Origin of the sequence: Cutibacterium sp., from assembly GCF_030525615.1 — a bacterium.
Lineage (GTDB): Bacteria > Actinomycetota > Actinomycetes > Propionibacteriales > Propionibacteriaceae > Cutibacterium.
Window position 1 is genome coordinate 58,669 of sequence record NZ_JAUNEJ010000005.1, and the last position, 14,803, is coordinate 73,471.

General features: G+C 56.1%; 12 protein-coding genes and 1 pseudogene. 8 read left to right on the forward strand and 5 right to left on the reverse strand.

What is annotated here, in order from left to right:
* Positions 1-74: 74 nt before the first annotated feature.
* The 5 genes and pseudogenes from Q4B98_RS08250 to Q4B98_RS08270 form a co-directional block, all read right to left on the reverse strand.
* Positions 75-500, reverse strand: a complete 426-nt coding sequence (locus tag Q4B98_RS08250) for a hypothetical protein (protein WP_303196678.1) — start codon at positions 498-500, stop codon at positions 75-77.
* Positions 501-624: 124 nt separating this feature from the next.
* Entirely contained in the window at positions 625-1,764 is a 1,140-nt protein-coding gene (locus Q4B98_RS08255) for a hypothetical protein (RefSeq protein ID WP_303196679.1), read from the reverse strand.
* A 339-nt stretch (positions 1,765-2,103) separates the two neighbouring features.
* Positions 2,104-2,214 (reverse strand): annotated as a pseudogene (locus tag Q4B98_RS08260) (transcriptional regulator); the annotation flags it as partial.
* Positions 2,215-2,363: 149 nt separating this feature from the next.
* Positions 2,364-2,804 carry a hypothetical protein gene (locus tag Q4B98_RS08265; RefSeq protein WP_303196680.1) on the reverse strand — a complete coding sequence of 147 codons (441 nt, stop codon included), beginning with the start codon at positions 2,802-2,804 and terminating at the stop codon, positions 2,364-2,366.
* On the reverse strand, positions 2,798-4,084 hold the full coding sequence (locus tag Q4B98_RS08270; RefSeq protein ID WP_303196681.1) for a hypothetical protein: 1,287 nt from the start codon (positions 4,082-4,084) through the stop codon (positions 2,798-2,800). Before Q4B98_RS08270 ends, Q4B98_RS08265 begins: the two co-directional genes overlap by 7 nt.
* A gap of 528 nt (positions 4,085-4,612) precedes the next feature.
* On the opposite strand from Q4B98_RS08270, the gene Q4B98_RS08275 reads away from it, so the two are divergent.
* The 8 genes from Q4B98_RS08275 to Q4B98_RS08310 all read left to right on the forward strand — a co-directional run bounded on the left by Q4B98_RS08275 (position 4,613) and on the right by Q4B98_RS08310 (position 14,740).
* Complete coding sequence (locus tag Q4B98_RS08275; protein WP_303196683.1) at positions 4,613-5,866, forward strand: maltose ABC transporter substrate-binding protein; 1,254 nt, start codon at positions 4,613-4,615, stop codon at positions 5,864-5,866.
* A gap of 98 nt (positions 5,867-5,964) precedes the next feature.
* A complete protein-coding gene (locus Q4B98_RS08280) occupies positions 5,965-7,569 on the forward strand; it encodes an ABC transporter permease subunit (RefSeq protein ID WP_303196684.1) in 1,605 nt (534 codons plus the stop codon).
* The gene (locus Q4B98_RS08285) at positions 7,569-8,474 is read left to right on the forward strand and encodes a sugar ABC transporter permease (RefSeq protein WP_303196685.1); all 906 of its coding nucleotides are present in this window, start codon (positions 7,569-7,571) and stop codon (positions 8,472-8,474) included. Before Q4B98_RS08280 ends, Q4B98_RS08285 begins: the two co-directional genes overlap by 1 nt.
* Positions 8,475-8,499: 25 nt before the next feature.
* Entirely contained in the window at positions 8,500-9,516 is a 1,017-nt protein-coding gene (locus Q4B98_RS08290; RefSeq protein WP_303196686.1) for a LacI family DNA-binding transcriptional regulator, read from the forward strand.
* A gap of 312 nt (positions 9,517-9,828) precedes the next feature.
* Positions 9,829-12,312 carry a sodium-translocating pyrophosphatase gene (locus tag Q4B98_RS08295; protein WP_303196687.1) on the forward strand — a complete coding sequence of 828 codons (2,484 nt, stop codon included), beginning with the start codon at positions 9,829-9,831 and terminating at the stop codon, positions 12,310-12,312.
* 28 nt (positions 12,313-12,340) lie between these two features.
* Positions 12,341-13,096, forward strand: a complete 756-nt coding sequence (locus tag Q4B98_RS08300) for an ABC transporter ATP-binding protein (protein ID WP_303196688.1) — start codon at positions 12,341-12,343, stop codon at positions 13,094-13,096.
* On the forward strand, positions 13,071-13,862 hold the full coding sequence (locus Q4B98_RS08305; protein ID WP_303196689.1) for an ABC transporter permease: 792 nt from the start codon (positions 13,071-13,073) through the stop codon (positions 13,860-13,862). The genes Q4B98_RS08300 and Q4B98_RS08305 overlap by 26 nt, the downstream gene beginning before the upstream one ends.
* The gene (locus Q4B98_RS08310) at positions 13,859-14,740 is read left to right on the forward strand and encodes a heme A synthase (protein WP_303196690.1); all 882 of its coding nucleotides are present in this window, start codon (positions 13,859-13,861) and stop codon (positions 14,738-14,740) included. The genes Q4B98_RS08305 and Q4B98_RS08310 overlap by 4 nt, the downstream gene beginning before the upstream one ends.
* Positions 14,741-14,803: the final 63 nt, after the last annotated feature.

The following is a 14,803-nucleotide window of genomic DNA, read 5'->3' on the forward strand; positions in this document are numbered from 1 at the left end:
AACTACCCGTGACAGCACGGCAGGTGCCACGACGGCAGAAGGGACACTGACATCAGACGCAGCCCAGGAGACAGTCACTTCTCAGCAAGATAGGTACACTCGACCACCCGATGCTGGAACACACGACCGTTATCGACAAAGATGACCGTCACAGCACCTGTGATCTCACAATCGGATCCCGTGGGCAGAGAGACGTCAGCCATCATGGGATCTTTCTTCATCGAGTCGACGTCAGCCTGAGTGAGTGGCTCCGTGTAGAAAACATCACCATTGTCCTCTCCACCAACCACACAAGCCCACGCCTTGTGTCCTTTAAGGGAATCAACATTCGAAGTAGTGAGTTTCTCCGCCTGAGAAATAATGTTGGCATCGCGACACGCGGCCTGGGCAGCTGCGGACGAGGTCACCTTCACCTGCAAAGAAGGAGAAACCTCACTATGAGAATCACCACATCCCCATAAGCCAGCAACCACAACCGCCGCGATTGAAACCAAAGCCACCTTTCTCACCACTTCACCGACTTCTTCCATGCTCGAAGGCCGCTCAACTGGGTCACGTAATAATTGCACCGATATTGTGTGAAGCGTTTTCCCTTCGAATTTCCAGTAACAACGCCAGCATAAATCATCTTCCCAGACCCATTATTGTAATAAGCTGCCCCCCAGAATCTCCCCCTTTAAAGCCATTACAGCCATGCGTGTTGATACGACCTTCTTTCTTTGTGAGTTTCATAATGTGGCCAGTCGATACGTTATCGATTTTTACTTTCGCATACGTCGCCCGGATCACAAACCCACAAATCTGTCCAGTTGTCCTGCCGGAAGTACACAGTTGGCGACCGCGTGGCAAGGATTCAAAATTCGCACCTGCGCCGCGATGTCGAGACGAGGATGACGATCCAGAATTATAGACGTTAGCAGAATATGACTTTCCTGATAACATCTTCCAATCACCATATATTTTCGCATTCCCCGGATAGGATGTGGTGTATTGATTACCCACGCTTCTCCCCTGCGGGGTATAGTGAGTTCCACCCGGACAGTGCCCAGCAGTAAGCATCACATAACGGCCATTATAGTAAACCCTCGGGCCCAACGAACACATCAAGCCTTCAGCCCTGATATCGCCCCCGGAGGTAAAAGGGGATGCATCATTCCCTCGTGTAGCGGCATATGCATTTTGGATATTATGCCCTATATATTCTACAGGCACAACGACACGTGTGGCAGCAGAACGATATGCCCCTTTACCAGAAGAAATGCTGACCTCTGTCAAATTCCCGCTCGAAGCGCCCGTTTCAACAAGAATTCTTTCATACTCTGGGTCAGCCTCAGTGGACAGAGTCTGCGACGAATCCTTCTGCATGACCTCACTTTGAGCCTGCTCCAGATCCAACGACGAAAACTTCACCTTCACGAAATAGATGGGAATATCCGGATGCTTCCGCTTCACTGAATCAGCCAATGACACGCTCGACGGATCCTTGACGTAAACCCTCAGGCCAGAATAGTCACGACAGAATTCGACACCGCCCCACAGGTCACGATTCTGGTCAAAAACGCTCGCCAATTCATCACCGACATCATTGACTTCCTTAGAGGAAGAACCATCAAATGAATAATCCCCATCAGCAGACCGAGGACTCTCACAGATAGCACGCACCGGTTCTCGTCTCTCCTGTGCAGCCTGAGACATCCCCGCCTGCAGCGCACCACAACAAAGGACTCCTCCAAGCATGAGAGCCAACCACGAACTTCTTTTCATGACCGTCCCCTTCCCGCGCCGATACAGATAGTTTTACAGGTTGGAGCAAAGATGTACGATGCTCAAGAGCGCTGCCCCTTTGCACATAATCAGTGTGCCACTTAAGAGCACTTCACATCAAGGCTGCCGCCTATTTCATTCGAAACACATATGATATACGCCAAGGCACATGGTATTACCTCTTTACTTATAGCAGCAAAAACAATCAAAAGTATTGTCCCTCAGCTTACGTCGCTGTGAGATTCAGCCCATCTACAACGGGCCGTTACTCACCGATCCGGCTATATAGACAGTACGAAAAGATCAAACTCGTAAGCTGTCGACGTTCCAATAACATGCCACCGACAACATCACACGCTCTCTGGTGGGGCCGTCTGTACTACCCTGCTTGTGCTCGCCGACGACATCGCGACCTTCAACGGCCACCTCGGCGTCGGTCGAATCTTTCACAACTCCATTGTTTCCTAATAGATACCCGGCGTACGTAAGGATTACCTAACTACCCGTAATGGCACGGCGGGCATCGCGAAGACACGATGGAGACCCCAGAACACAGCTCACCAGAACAGCGCACCGGAGGAGTAGCAACGGGCCGACTCTCACGATCCTGCATTGTCGGCACATTCGACGATCCGGTGGCGAAACCCAAGACCATCTTCGGTGAAGATATAGACGTTGCCGTCCACGACATGACAATCCGCACCCTCAGGGATGGGGACATCTGACAACGTGTAAGCGTCGCGCATGGAGGCGATATCAGAATCAGACATTGGGCCTTGTTCCATGACCTCCCACGCGTCATCCGAGGACGCGCCCGGGCACACCCACACCTTCTTGCCCTTGAGCTGACCAATATTCGACGTGGTCAAGTCTTCCGCTTCTGATAGTCGAGCTGAATCCTCGCAAAACGCACGTGCCTCAGCCGACGACGCAACAGAACGCGGAGCCTCATTGCGGCGATCAGAGTCTGGCGAACAGGCGACCAACGACAGTCCAACCATGACAAGTAAGAGGTATTCCAGACCGTGCTTTGTTACCATGACACAGCTCCAGCCCATTTACGTACGCCACTTAATTGCGTAACGTAATATGTACACCGTTTTTGCGAACCAGCTTTCCACCAAGTTGTGCCCTTGACAAGGCCGGCATAAATCATCTTCCCGGAACCATTGTTATAGTACGCCGGACCTCCTGAATCACCGCCACGAAATCCATTACACCCATGAGAATTTATACGCCCCTCCCGCTTTGAAATTTTGGTCTGATGGTTCGCTGAAACACCATCAATGCGAACTGACGCGTACGTAGAGTTGACAACAAATCCACATAATTGCCCTGTCGTCCTCCCAGATGTACACAACCCCCTCCCTTTGGCAAGACCACCAAGGTTTAAACCCACCCCAACATGGCGCGAGGACGATGCATTTCCCGAATTATAGACGTTTCCCGAATACGATTTCCCTGAAATCAGCTTCCAATCACCATACTTATTTGCATTTCCCGGATATGCTGTCGTATATTGATTTCCAACAGATTTCTTAAAGGGCGTATAGTGAGTTCCACCTGGACAGTGCCCTGCAGTAAGCATCATATGTTTACCCTTTACTTTCACTCTCGGGCCAAGAGAACACATCAACCCCTCTGAACGAATATCAGCACCAGCTGTGAATGGTGCCGTATCATTCCCTCGCGTAGCAGCATCCTGTCCGTTTAATTCACCCCGAACATACAGCACAGGAACCTCAGGCTTCGGAACCTTCTCTACCGATCTTGCTCGACTCATAGAGGGAATTTTCACTGATCGAACACGAGCCGCGCCAGAATCGACCGTGTTAACGCTACCTTCAACTAAAACACGACCGCGCTGCGGATCAGGCGAGACAACAAGAGTAGGAGAAGAATCACGTTCCAACAGAGCTTCCTGCGCAGCTTCTAGCTGGAGGGAAGAATATTTCACTCTGACAACATGAATCTTGACATCCGGATACTTCTTAGCGATGGAGTCAATCAGCCCGACAGATGGATCATTAACATCTACAACATAAACGAGAATTCCAGAATAGTCTCGACAGAACGATACTCCAGCCCATGAGTCACGGTGAGAACCGAATACTTCCGACAACTCATCACTCGCAGCTTCTGCAGATTTACTGGGAGAACCAACAAAATCAGAATCTCCATAAACATTGTCCGGACTCTCACACACGAGAGCCTTTTGTGGCCGAGTATCATCAGCTGATGCAACAGGCCCGGAAGAACTTCCGACTGCGAAAAAGACCGACAATCCTAGAAAAAGCACAATACTTTTAGACAGCTTCATGACGTCACCACAACTCACACTCCGAGCCTAATAATTACACTCAGCACTGAGTGTAATTTAACTTGTGGAATATTTTATCACATCTGAGCCATACTTGGCAACTCAGCGATCGAACCACTGCTAACCTTATCTGCAGCAACACGGCGTCCAACCTTGAGAGTCCTCCTGCGACAGATGCTAATTGAGCCAAGCCTCCCAAGCACGGCAACGTGTTACCCAGTAGTACGCCACTTTTCGCGAAACCGCCGTCACCCTGAGCGACGGTCATGCGACCCAGCTTTCACCCAGCGCGGCAACAACACCAGTAAAACTCTGCAGATGCAACCCGCCGACAATGCCCCATGCAGGTCGACGATTCCTGACACACCCGAAGCGCTGTGAGCAAGTTAACGCCTTCAACACTGGACAGTTTTGCAAAACCTTGCAAGAATTGCAGAAACCTGCAAGGAGATGACAAGGAGATGTCCTCCCGTTGCAGAACCGTTGCTCGACGATGAGCGTCGAGCTGCCTCGAAAGGTGTGACCTCTATGTCAGACATCACCCGTCGCTCAATGCTCCTCGGAAGTCTCGGTGCTGCCGCCGTCGGCCTGCTGTCCGCATGCGGTGGCAACGACGAACCTGCGGCGAACTCTTCGGCTTCGAGTCAGGCCCCCGCTGCCGCCGGCTCCATCCTGGTATGGACTGACTCCAACCGTGAACCCGTCCTTCGCACAGTCGCCGAGCAGTTTAAGAAAGATACCGGCGTCACCGTCAAACTCGCCGTCAAAGACTTCGCCAAGATTCCCGATGATTTCATCACCCAGGTTCCGACTGGCAAAGGACCTGACGCCGTTATCACTGCCCATGACAGCACCGGTCGCATGGTCCAGAACGGTGTTGTCGCCCCGTTGGAGCTCGGCGACACCTCTGCCTATCAGGATGTCGCCATCGAGGCCTTCACCGTCGATGGCAAGATCTACGGCGTCCCCTACGCCACCGAGAACATCGCCTTGGTCCGCAATACCAAGTTCGTCAAGGACGCTCCGAAAACCTTCGACGAAATGATCGACATGGGCAAGAAGTCTGGCGCAAAGTACCCCTTCCTCGTCGGGCTGGACCCCAAGCAGTCCGACCCGTACCATCTATACCCATTTCAAGCGTCTTTTGGTGCCCCAGTCTTTGAGCTCACGGACAACGGTTTTGACTCCAGCAAGGTTGCCATGGGAGGCACCAATGGTGAGAAGTTCGCTGTCTGGTTGGCCGAACAGGGCAAAGCCAAGAACCTCAACCTCAACGTCTCTCAGGACATCTCTAAGGACTTGTTTGGCAAGGGACAGGCTGCCTTCATTCTCACCGGGCCGTGGAGCCTCGACGGCTTCAAGAAAGCAGGTATCACGTACGAGATCAGCGAAGTACCTTCTGCCGGTGGCCAGCCCGCTACCCCGCTCGTCGGAGTCCAAGGATTCTGGATGAGTGCCAAGACCAAGAATGCCGTGGCCACCCAGAAGTTCCTCGTCGAGTACATCGGCAACCCCGATGTGCAGACCGAGCTGTACAAGGTGGGCAACCGCCCACCGGCCAACAAGGAGGCCTTCGAGAAGGCTAAGTCCGATAAGGATGTCGCTGCATTCGGCGCTGTTGGCCAGAAGGCCATCCCGATGCCAAATATCCCTGCTATGGGCTCAGTGTGGACTGATTGGGGTGTTGCCCAAGCCGAAATCATCAACGGCAAGGCCTCCGATCCCAAGGCGACTTGGAATAAAGCTGTGAACTCCATCAACGACAAGATCAAGAAAGGCTGATTGCGACCTCTCGGTGGGGTGCACGACGTCCAGCACCCCACTTCCTAACGCCGCCGACGTTTCCTTCAAGTCCTCATTGAACCGGAGAGCCTCACACCATGTCGTCATCGTCAACCACCGACCACGAGGCACGAGACAAGCGTGTCGCCGCAGCCAGCGGAAAGTACTCCGGGTCATTGTGGGCCTGGATCATCAAGATCGCACTTCTTGGTGTCCTCGACGCGATCGCCGTCTACGGCGTTATGACCGCCATCGCCCATGGATCTACCATGATGGCCATCGGAATCGGTGCCATCGCCGTCATCATCACCCTCATCTATCTGCCGCCCAACCGGATGTTACCGGGTAAGTACCTGACTCCGGGTATCGTCTTCATGCTCATCTTCTCGGTGGGAGTGATGGCCTACACAATCTACGTCGGCTTCACTAACTACGGTGACGGCCATAACGGCAGCCGAAGCGACGCCATCGCAGCCATCCAGCGCAGCAACCAGGAACGCGTCCCCAACGCCCCGGTCTACGACTCTGCTGTCGCGGAAAAGGACGGCATACTTGCCCTTATCGTCATCGATCCGGAGACTAAAAAGGTACAGGCTGGCACCTCCGAAAAGGCCCTGGAATCGGTCGCGGGAGCCGAGCTCACCTCTTTGGGTAAAATCAAGACTCTTCCCGGCTACCGCATTCTCCCCTTCTCAGAAGTCTCTCAACGCAGCGATGAAATCTCCTCACTGCAGATCCCTGTTTCCGAGGATTCGTCCGCCGAATTCATTCGCACTACAACCGGCTCCCAAGCCTTCAAGTTCACCTCAACAATGACCTACGACAAGAAGACCGACACGATGACCGACAAGAAAGGCACGGTCTACAAAGACAACGGTCATGGCAATTTCGTCTCAGCTTCAGGAAAGGCTTTGGAACCCGGCTGGAAGGTCACCGTCGGATTCGAGAACTTCAAGAAGGCCCTCACCGACCACGACGTCCGGGGACCGTTTCTAAGAGTAACAGCATGGACTTTCATCTTCGCAGTGTTGTCGGTCCTCACAACCTTCGCCCTTGGACTGGCACTAGCCCTATTGTTCAATGACACCTCCATGAAAGGCCAAAAAGTCTACCGAATACTTATGCTCCTGCCGTACGCATTCCCAGGGTTCCTTTCAGCCCTGGTGTGGTCAGGAATGTTCAACCAGGAATTCGGATTCATCAACCAGGTGTTGCTGGGCGGGGCGGCTATACCTTGGCTGACAGACCCTTGGGTCGCGAAAGCAGCCGTCCTCATCGTCAATCTATGGCTGGGCTTCCCCTATATGTTCATCGTCTCGACGGGCGCTCTGCAGTCCATCCCCAGCGACATTCTGGAGGCCTCCCGAATCGACGGCGCAGGAACTTGGAAAACCTTCACCAAGATTAAATTGCCGCTGCTCATGGTGCCGCTGGCACCACTGCTCATCAGCTCCTTCGCCTTCAACTTCAATAACTTCACTCTCATCTACATGCTGACTCTCGGTGGTCCTCGCTTCACCGACACCAGTCTCGATGTCGGTGCCACCGACATCCTCATCTCGATGGTTTACAAAGTCGCTTTCTCCGGTGCCGGACGTGATTACGGTCTGGCGAGCGCCTTCTCCGTCATTATCTTCATCATCGTCGGAGTGATCTCCTGGCTCGGATTCCGCCAGACCAAGGCCCTCGAGGAGGTCAACTAATGAGCACCGCAACAGTGTCCTCTGCCATCAAGGACGGCAACCGCCGCACTCTCTTCTCCAAACGATTCAAGTCGCAATGGTGGCGTCATCTACTAGGCATCATATCGGTCGTCTTTGCCGCTTTCCCGCTGGTCTACGTCCTTTCGGCCTCGCTGTCTCCGGGCGGCACACTGACTGGATCTAACCAGTTGTTCTCAAAGATCGACTTCTCGAACTATGCCAAGCTTATGAGCGACCCAGTGCGTCCATACGGCCAGTGGTATCTCAACACCATCGTCATCGCCGCACTCACCGCCATCTTCACCGTGTTCTTGGGGGCGTTGGCTGCCTATACCTTTTCGCGGATGCGTTTCAAAGGACGTCGCGGGGGATTGCTGTCCCTCATGCTGGTCCAAATGTTCCCGCAGTTGTTGACCGTGGTCGCTATCTTTCTGTTGCTCACCTGGCTCGGCGACGTCTACCCCGTTCTGGGCATTGGATCCCGGTTGGCTCTCATCATGGTCTACCTGGGCGGGGCCCTGGGATCGAACACGTACCTGATGTACGGCTTCTTCAATACCGTGCCGCAGTCTCTCGACGAATCCGCCATGGTGGACGGTGCCGGTCACGCTCGTATCTTTTTCACCATCATCCTGCCGCTGGTTGCCCCGATCCTCGCGGTCGTCGGTCTATTGAGCTTCATCACCTCGTTCACCGAGTATGTGGTGGCCTCGGTCGTCCTCGGTGCTGACCCGCACACGTCGACCCTAGCCATTGGGTTGTACCAGTATGTCTCAACGGAGACCAGCTCCAACTGGGGAGTTTTCGCGGCTGGCGCCGTCCTTGCCGCACTTCCTCCGATGGTGCTGTTCCTCTGGCTGCAAAAGTACATTGTCTCAGGTCTGACCGGCGGCGCAATCAAGTGACGTGCCTCACTGCCGGGAGGAGAAAATGAACGGACCAACCCTTGCCGAGATCGCCGACCAGGCCGGTGTCAGCCAAGCCACCGTCTCCCGCGTTCTCAATGACAAACCAGGGGTCTCGGACTCCACCCGACAATGCGTGCTCACCGCACTCGACGTTCTGGGCTATGAACGCCCCACCCATCTCAAACCCGTGACGAGCGGACTCGTCGGACTCATCGTCCCCGAACTCACCAATCCAGTCTTCGCCAGCCATGCGCAGGCTATTGAGACCCTGTTGTCCAAGGACGGCTACGCGACCGCTGTGTGTACTCAGGCCCCCGGCGGCATGCGCGAAGACGATTACATCCGGGTACTTAGGTCGCGTCAGGTCTCTGGAATTATCGTTATTTCCGGATCTCACGCCGATACCACAGCAGACCGGTCAACTTATCGAGAGTTGGTCGAGATTGGGCTGCCTCTGGTTCTGGTCAATGGGTGCGCCCCCGACATCAACACCCCCCAAATCAGTGACGACGACATATCAGCCATGGACCAGGCCGTCGCTCACCTTGCTGGACTAGGGCACAAACACATTGGACTCGCAGTGGGGCCACGTCGATACGTTCCGGTTCAGCGCAAGGAACGAGGCTTGCGCGAAGCCATGAACCGTCATCTTCACGGGCGTGGCACGGTCACCATCAGCAACACTGTCTTCTCTGTCGATGGCGGGGTCCGCGCTGCGGTAGATCTGCTCAGTCAGGGGGTCAGCGCCATCATCTGTGGTTCTGATCTGATGGCCTTGGGAGCGATCAGCGCCGCCCGGGCGCAGGGTTTGTCAGTCCCCCACGACGTCTCTGTGGTTGGTAGCGACGATTCGGCTCTCATGCGCTACACCGATCCCCCACTGACCAGTCTGCGTCAGAATGTCAGTCTCATCTCGACGATGGCCGTGCAATCCCTCTTAGGACAGGTTCGAGGTGACGCCGCTTTCCTCGGCGAGAGACTGGTGCGCCCCGAACTAGTGATTCGTGGAACGACGGGTCCGGCTAGCACAGTTTCCTAGGGCACCCGCGAACTGCACGACACCACCGAAGCTGACAACCTCTCGGCTCGGACGTTCACACACGGTCAACGATGGCTTTTGAGGAGCCGTTGAGGAAGTCCGCGCTGTCGCGTTCAATCGTGCCGAACCGCGCTCTATATCCATGAGCGATAGCAGTCTGACAAGGTGAACTTCTGCACATCGTGCCCCGGACCGCTGACAATGAGACCAACAAGTCATATCTTAGAAACGAGTCCTGCACTGAAGCAGGTGCACGAGAGTTCTCGAGGAAGAGACAGGATCGTGAGCACGATAACCAAGGGGATATCCCCCATGAAGCGCCTAGTTGGCTGCATATTGCCCGTACTTCTCGCCACCCTCGCTCTCGCCGGATGTGGCTCCGGCGGGGAAACGACGGGAGGAGGCGGCGGTGAGGCCAATCTGAAACTGCCCCCTCTCAATGAGCAAGTAGGGAATGTCTCCGGAACCGCGCTGTTATGGACCGGGCTGGTGATCTGTCTGTTCGGCCTGGTGTTCGGTCTGGTGACGTACTCCAAACTGCAGAAATTGCCCGTCCACGAGGCAATGCACGAAGTCTCCGAACTCATCTACGAAACCTGCAAGACCTACCTCAAGCAACAAGCCAAGTTCCTCATGCTGCTATGGGCCTTTATCGCAGCCGTGATCGTCGTGTACTTCCTGTTCCTGGAACACATGGGTTCCAAAGTGCTCATCATCTTGCTGTTCAGCCTGATCGGCATGGCGGGGTCCTTCGGAGTCGCCTGGTACGGCATTCGGGTCAACACATTCGCCAACTCCCGTACCGCCCATGCCTCGCTGCGTGGCTCCCCGTGGGAAACCTTCGACATTCCCATGCGCTCCGGCATGAGTATCGGCATGGTTCTCATCAGCGTCGAGCTGACCCTCATGCTCTTCATCATGCTGGTTCTGCCCGGTGATTTGGCCGGCCCGTGCTTCATCGGATTCGCCATCGGCGAGTCCCTCGGCGCGGCCTGCCTGCGTATCGCCGGCGGTATCTTCACCAAGATCGCCGACGTCGGCGCCGACCTCATGAAGATCGCCTTCCATATCAAGGAGGACGACGCCCGTAACCCTGGCGTCATCGCTGACTGCACCGGCGACAACGCTGGTGACTCGGTCGGTCCGTCCGCTGATGGATTTGAAACCTACGGCGTCACCGGCGTCGCCCTCATCACCTTTGTGCTGGGAGCTGTCCCAGACCAGACCGAGCAAGTTCAACTGCTGGTGTGGATCTTCGTGGTACGTGTCGTCATGCTGATCGCCTCCTTCATCTCGTACCTCATCAACAATGCGGTTGCCAAGGCCCGCTATGGCAAGGTCACCGAGATGGACTTCGAGAAGCCGCTGAGCTCTCTGGTCTGGATCACCTCGGTGATGTCCATCCTGCTGACCGTCCTGACGACCTGGTGGATGCTCGGCTCGATGGGAGACGGGACGATGTGGTGGAAGCTGTCCATCATCATCTCGTGTGGCACTCTGGCAGGCGCGCTCATCCCAGAACTCGTCAAGGCTTTTACGTCAACGAATTCCCGACACGTCCGCGAAGTGGTCACGAGCGCCCGCGAAGGCGGTGCCTCCCTGGACATCCTGTCTGGTCTGGTTGCCGGTAACTTCTCGGGATTCTGGCTGGGCATCATCATCGTCGCCCTCATGGGGGTTTCTTTCCTCGTCTCGGGCACCGGTTCCGGTCTGGGTGACATGGGAGCCATGAGCGAGGTGAAATGGGCTGTCTTCGCCTTCGGCCTAGTGGCCTTCGGTTTCCTCGGCATGGGCGCAGTGACGATCGCCGTCGACTCCTACGGTCCCGTCACCGACAACGCCCAGAGTGTCTACGAGCTGTCGACCATCGAGGAAATCCCGAATATCTCTGACGACATTGCCAAGCAGTACGGATTCGCTCCGAGGTGGGACGTCGCCAAACACATCCTGGAAGCCCAGGATGGAGCTGGTAACACCTTCAAAGCAACAGCCAAGCCAGTTCTCATCGGTACTGCCGTCGTCGGTGCTACCACGATGATTTTCTCGATCATCATGATGCTCACTGACGGACTGTCGAATGCCGCTGAGGTCAACAAGCTCGGCCTGACCCACGCTCCGTTCCTGCTCGGCATGATCGCCGGCGGTGCCGTCATCTACTGGTTCTCTGGAGCCTCAATGCAGGCCGTCACGACCGGTGCCTACCGAGCCGTCGAGTTCATCAAGCAGAACATGCAGCTTGATGCGAACGCCACGAAGGCTTCAACTGAGGATTCCAAGAAGGTCGTGCAGATCTGCACCGAATACGCCCAAAAAGGTATGCTCAATATCTTCTTGGGTGTGTTCTTCGCAGCCTTGGGATTCGCCTTCGTCGATCCGTACTTCTTCATCGGATACCTGATCTCGATCGCCGTCTTCGGGCTGTATCAAGCTATTTTCATGGCCAACGCCGGTGGTGCCTGGGATAACGCGAAGAAGATCGTCGAGGTGGACTTGGACGCCAAGGGCACCGAATTGCATGACGCCTCGGTGGTTGGTGACACTGTCGGTGACCCATTCAAGGACACCTCTTCGGTTGCCCTGAACCCGGTTATTAAGTTCACCACCCTGTTCGGTCTGTTGGCTGTCGAGCTGGCGGTCTCAATTGGGGCCGGACCACTCACCTACATCCTCGCTGCAGTGTTTTTCCTTGTCGCCTGCTTCTTCGTCTACCGCTCCTTCTATGGCATGCGGATCGACTCCAGCAGCAGTAACAGCGAGTACGGCATTGTCGCCAAGGAAGCTGGCAGCAAACGGTGATTGGTACCAGGGTTCTACACTGGCCGTCGTGTCGGGAACCCCTTTGACTCCACATGGTGACCCTCACGCTCCATCAGAAGCTCTGTCTCTCCAGGACGTGAGGGTCACCTTTGGCCACCTCACCGCCCTTGACGGGCTGAGTCTGTCTGCCGCCACTAGTGCGATTACCGCTGTGTTGGGGCCCAACGGCGCGGGCAAAACAACGATGATGCGCTGCTGTACCGCTCTCGTCTCCCCCGATTCCGGGCGTATTGACGTCCTCGGTCATGCTCCGGGTAGCCCACAGGCCGCTGCTGCCACTGGTCTCATGCCACAGAGTGCGGGGGCCTGGAGTGGTATTCGAGCAGGTGAGCTGCTGCACTACATGGCAGGTTTGCACGCCAACCCCATTGACCCAGATCTCCTCATCGACGCCTTGGCGATCGCGCCATTCGCGCACACGACTTATCGACATCTCTCCGGCGGCCAACAGCAAGCCGTCAACCTGGCTGCCGCACTGATAGGCCGTCCGCAGCTGGTCTTCCTCGACGAACCGACGTCGGGAATGGATCCTCACGCCCGTCATCACACCTGGGACATCATCGAACAGATGCGCCACGATGGGGTATCCGTCGTCCTCACCACTCATGCCATGGACGAAGCCCAGCACTTGGCCGATCATGTCTGGATCGTTGACCAAGGAAAGGTCGCTGTCCACGGCACCGTTGCAGACCTCACCGCCGAGGCCAGCTTGGAAGATGTCTTCCTGACACATACCAGTGACCGCGCAGCCAGGGAGAACTGACGTGACGACACTCGATCTTCATCCCGCTCCGCAGCCGGCACCCGCCGCTGCACGTATTCGCAACCATGCCCGCACCGAGATTCGTCTCCTCCTGCGCAACGGTGAACAGCTGCTGCTAGCTCTCGTTATCCCGATGGGGATTCTCGTTGCCGGGCGCTTTCTCGGCGACCGGGTGGGACTGACGATGGACCTGCTGGCCCCGTCGATTGTGGCCCTCGCCATCTGGTCAACCTGCTTCACATCTCAGGCCATCATGACGGGTTTCGAACGCAGATACGGCGTGCTGGAACGTTTGTCGGCCACTCCCTTGGGACGATCGGGCCTGCTGTCGGGCAAGGCGATGGCCTACTCCGTCACCAGCCTTGGTCAGGTCATCCTGCTCGTCATCGTTTGCTTGGCATTGGGATGGAAACCCCACGGTTCAGCTCTGGCCTGGGTGCCTGGCCTCGTGAGCGTCCTCATTGCCATGCTGGCGTTCGGTTTTCTGGCCTTGGCGATGGCTGGTTCCCTCAAAGCCGAAGTCACTCTCGGGATGGCCAATCTGGTGTACATCGTCGGTTTAGTCGCCGGTGCGATTCTATGGCCGCTGGCCGATTATCCGAAGGCCATTCGCCCCATCATCGCCGTCCTTCCAACCACCGCTCTCGGGGAATCTTTGCGGGCGTGGGGCCTGGGACAGACTCTCTGGTGGCCGTTGGTAAGTCTGCTGATCTGGGCGCTCCTGCTCGGACTACTGGCACGAAAGGTGTTCAAGTGGATCTCATGACCTCTCGAGATCGCCGTTTATACGGCTGGTGCATTGCTGCCCTCGTCGCGAATATGACCATCATCGTCACCGGTGCGGTGGTGCGCCTCACTGGGTCCGGGCTGGGGTGTGACACCTGGCCCCATTGCACTTCCGGATCATTCACCCCACACGGCGCGATGGGAATTCACTCCTACGTCGAGTTCGGTAATCGGCTGCTGACTTTTGTCCTCGTCGCAGTGGGGATTGGCCTGCTCATCCGCTGCTACCGCGTGCATGTCGCAGCTCAGCTGATGGCCTTGGCATGGATCAACCTGGTGTCCATCGCTGTACAAGCAGTCATTGGCGGGATCTCCGTACTACTGGAACTCAACCCATTTGTTGTGGCCCTGCACCTGCTGTTGTCCGTGGCGATCATCCTGGTCGATGTCAAGATGATCTGGCTGTCTGGACCTCATTCCAGCGAGGCCGTCGACGGGCTGACAATGGGGTTGGTACGTGCCACCGTTGCGATGATGTGTGTCGTGATGTGGTTGGGAACGGTGGTGACCGGTTCTGGACCCAACGCGGGAGACTCCGGCTCGGCACGTACTGGGTTCGACATTGAAACTGTGTCTCGACTGCATGGCATTTCGGTGTGGATCACCGTTGCTCTGACGATCGCCTGCCTGGCCATCGCCACCTCTCGCCACTTCGCCATGATGCGGCGCTGGAGCATTGCCTTGGTCGCCGTCGAGATTTACCAGGCCATCATCGGATATTCGCAGTACTTCACCCACCTCAACCCGTGGCTGGTCATCTGGCACATGGTTGGCGTCTCCTTGGCGGCTGCGGCGGTCGGGGCATTGTGGTGCAGCGTTCGTCCCGCCCCTTCCCCAGTGGCCAATAGACAGTCCTAACTGACGTTCCACATAGTTGCGCGCGGACCGTCGCAGCCGTCTCGTGCGTCCGACGACATAGTT

Coding starts and splice junctions, on each gene's coding strand:
- Q4B98_RS08295 (WP_303196687.1), top strand. CDS start 9,829: ATGAAGCGCCTAGTTGGCTGCATATTGCCCGTACTTCTCGCCACCCTC.
- Q4B98_RS08275 (WP_303196683.1), top strand. CDS start 4,613: ATGTCAGACATCACCCGTCGCTCAATGCTCCTCGGAAGTCTCGGTGCT.
- Q4B98_RS08285 (WP_303196685.1), top strand. CDS start 7,569: ATGAGCACCGCAACAGTGTCCTCTGCCATCAAGGACGGCAACCGCCGC.
- Q4B98_RS08265 (WP_303196680.1), bottom strand. CDS start 2,804: ATGGTAACAAAGCACGGTCTGGAATACCTCTTACTTGTCATGGTTGGA.
- Q4B98_RS08255 (WP_303196679.1), bottom strand. CDS start 1,764: ATGAAAAGAAGTTCGTGGTTGGCTCTCATGCTTGGAGGAGTCCTTTGT.
- Q4B98_RS08310 (WP_303196690.1), top strand. CDS start 13,859: ATGACCTCTCGAGATCGCCGTTTATACGGCTGGTGCATTGCTGCCCTC.
- Q4B98_RS08270 (WP_303196681.1), bottom strand. CDS start 4,084: ATGAAGCTGTCTAAAAGTATTGTGCTTTTTCTAGGATTGTCGGTCTTT.
- Q4B98_RS08280 (WP_303196684.1), top strand. CDS start 5,965: ATGTCGTCATCGTCAACCACCGACCACGAGGCACGAGACAAGCGTGTC.
- Q4B98_RS08290 (WP_303196686.1), top strand. CDS start 8,500: ATGAACGGACCAACCCTTGCCGAGATCGCCGACCAGGCCGGTGTCAGC.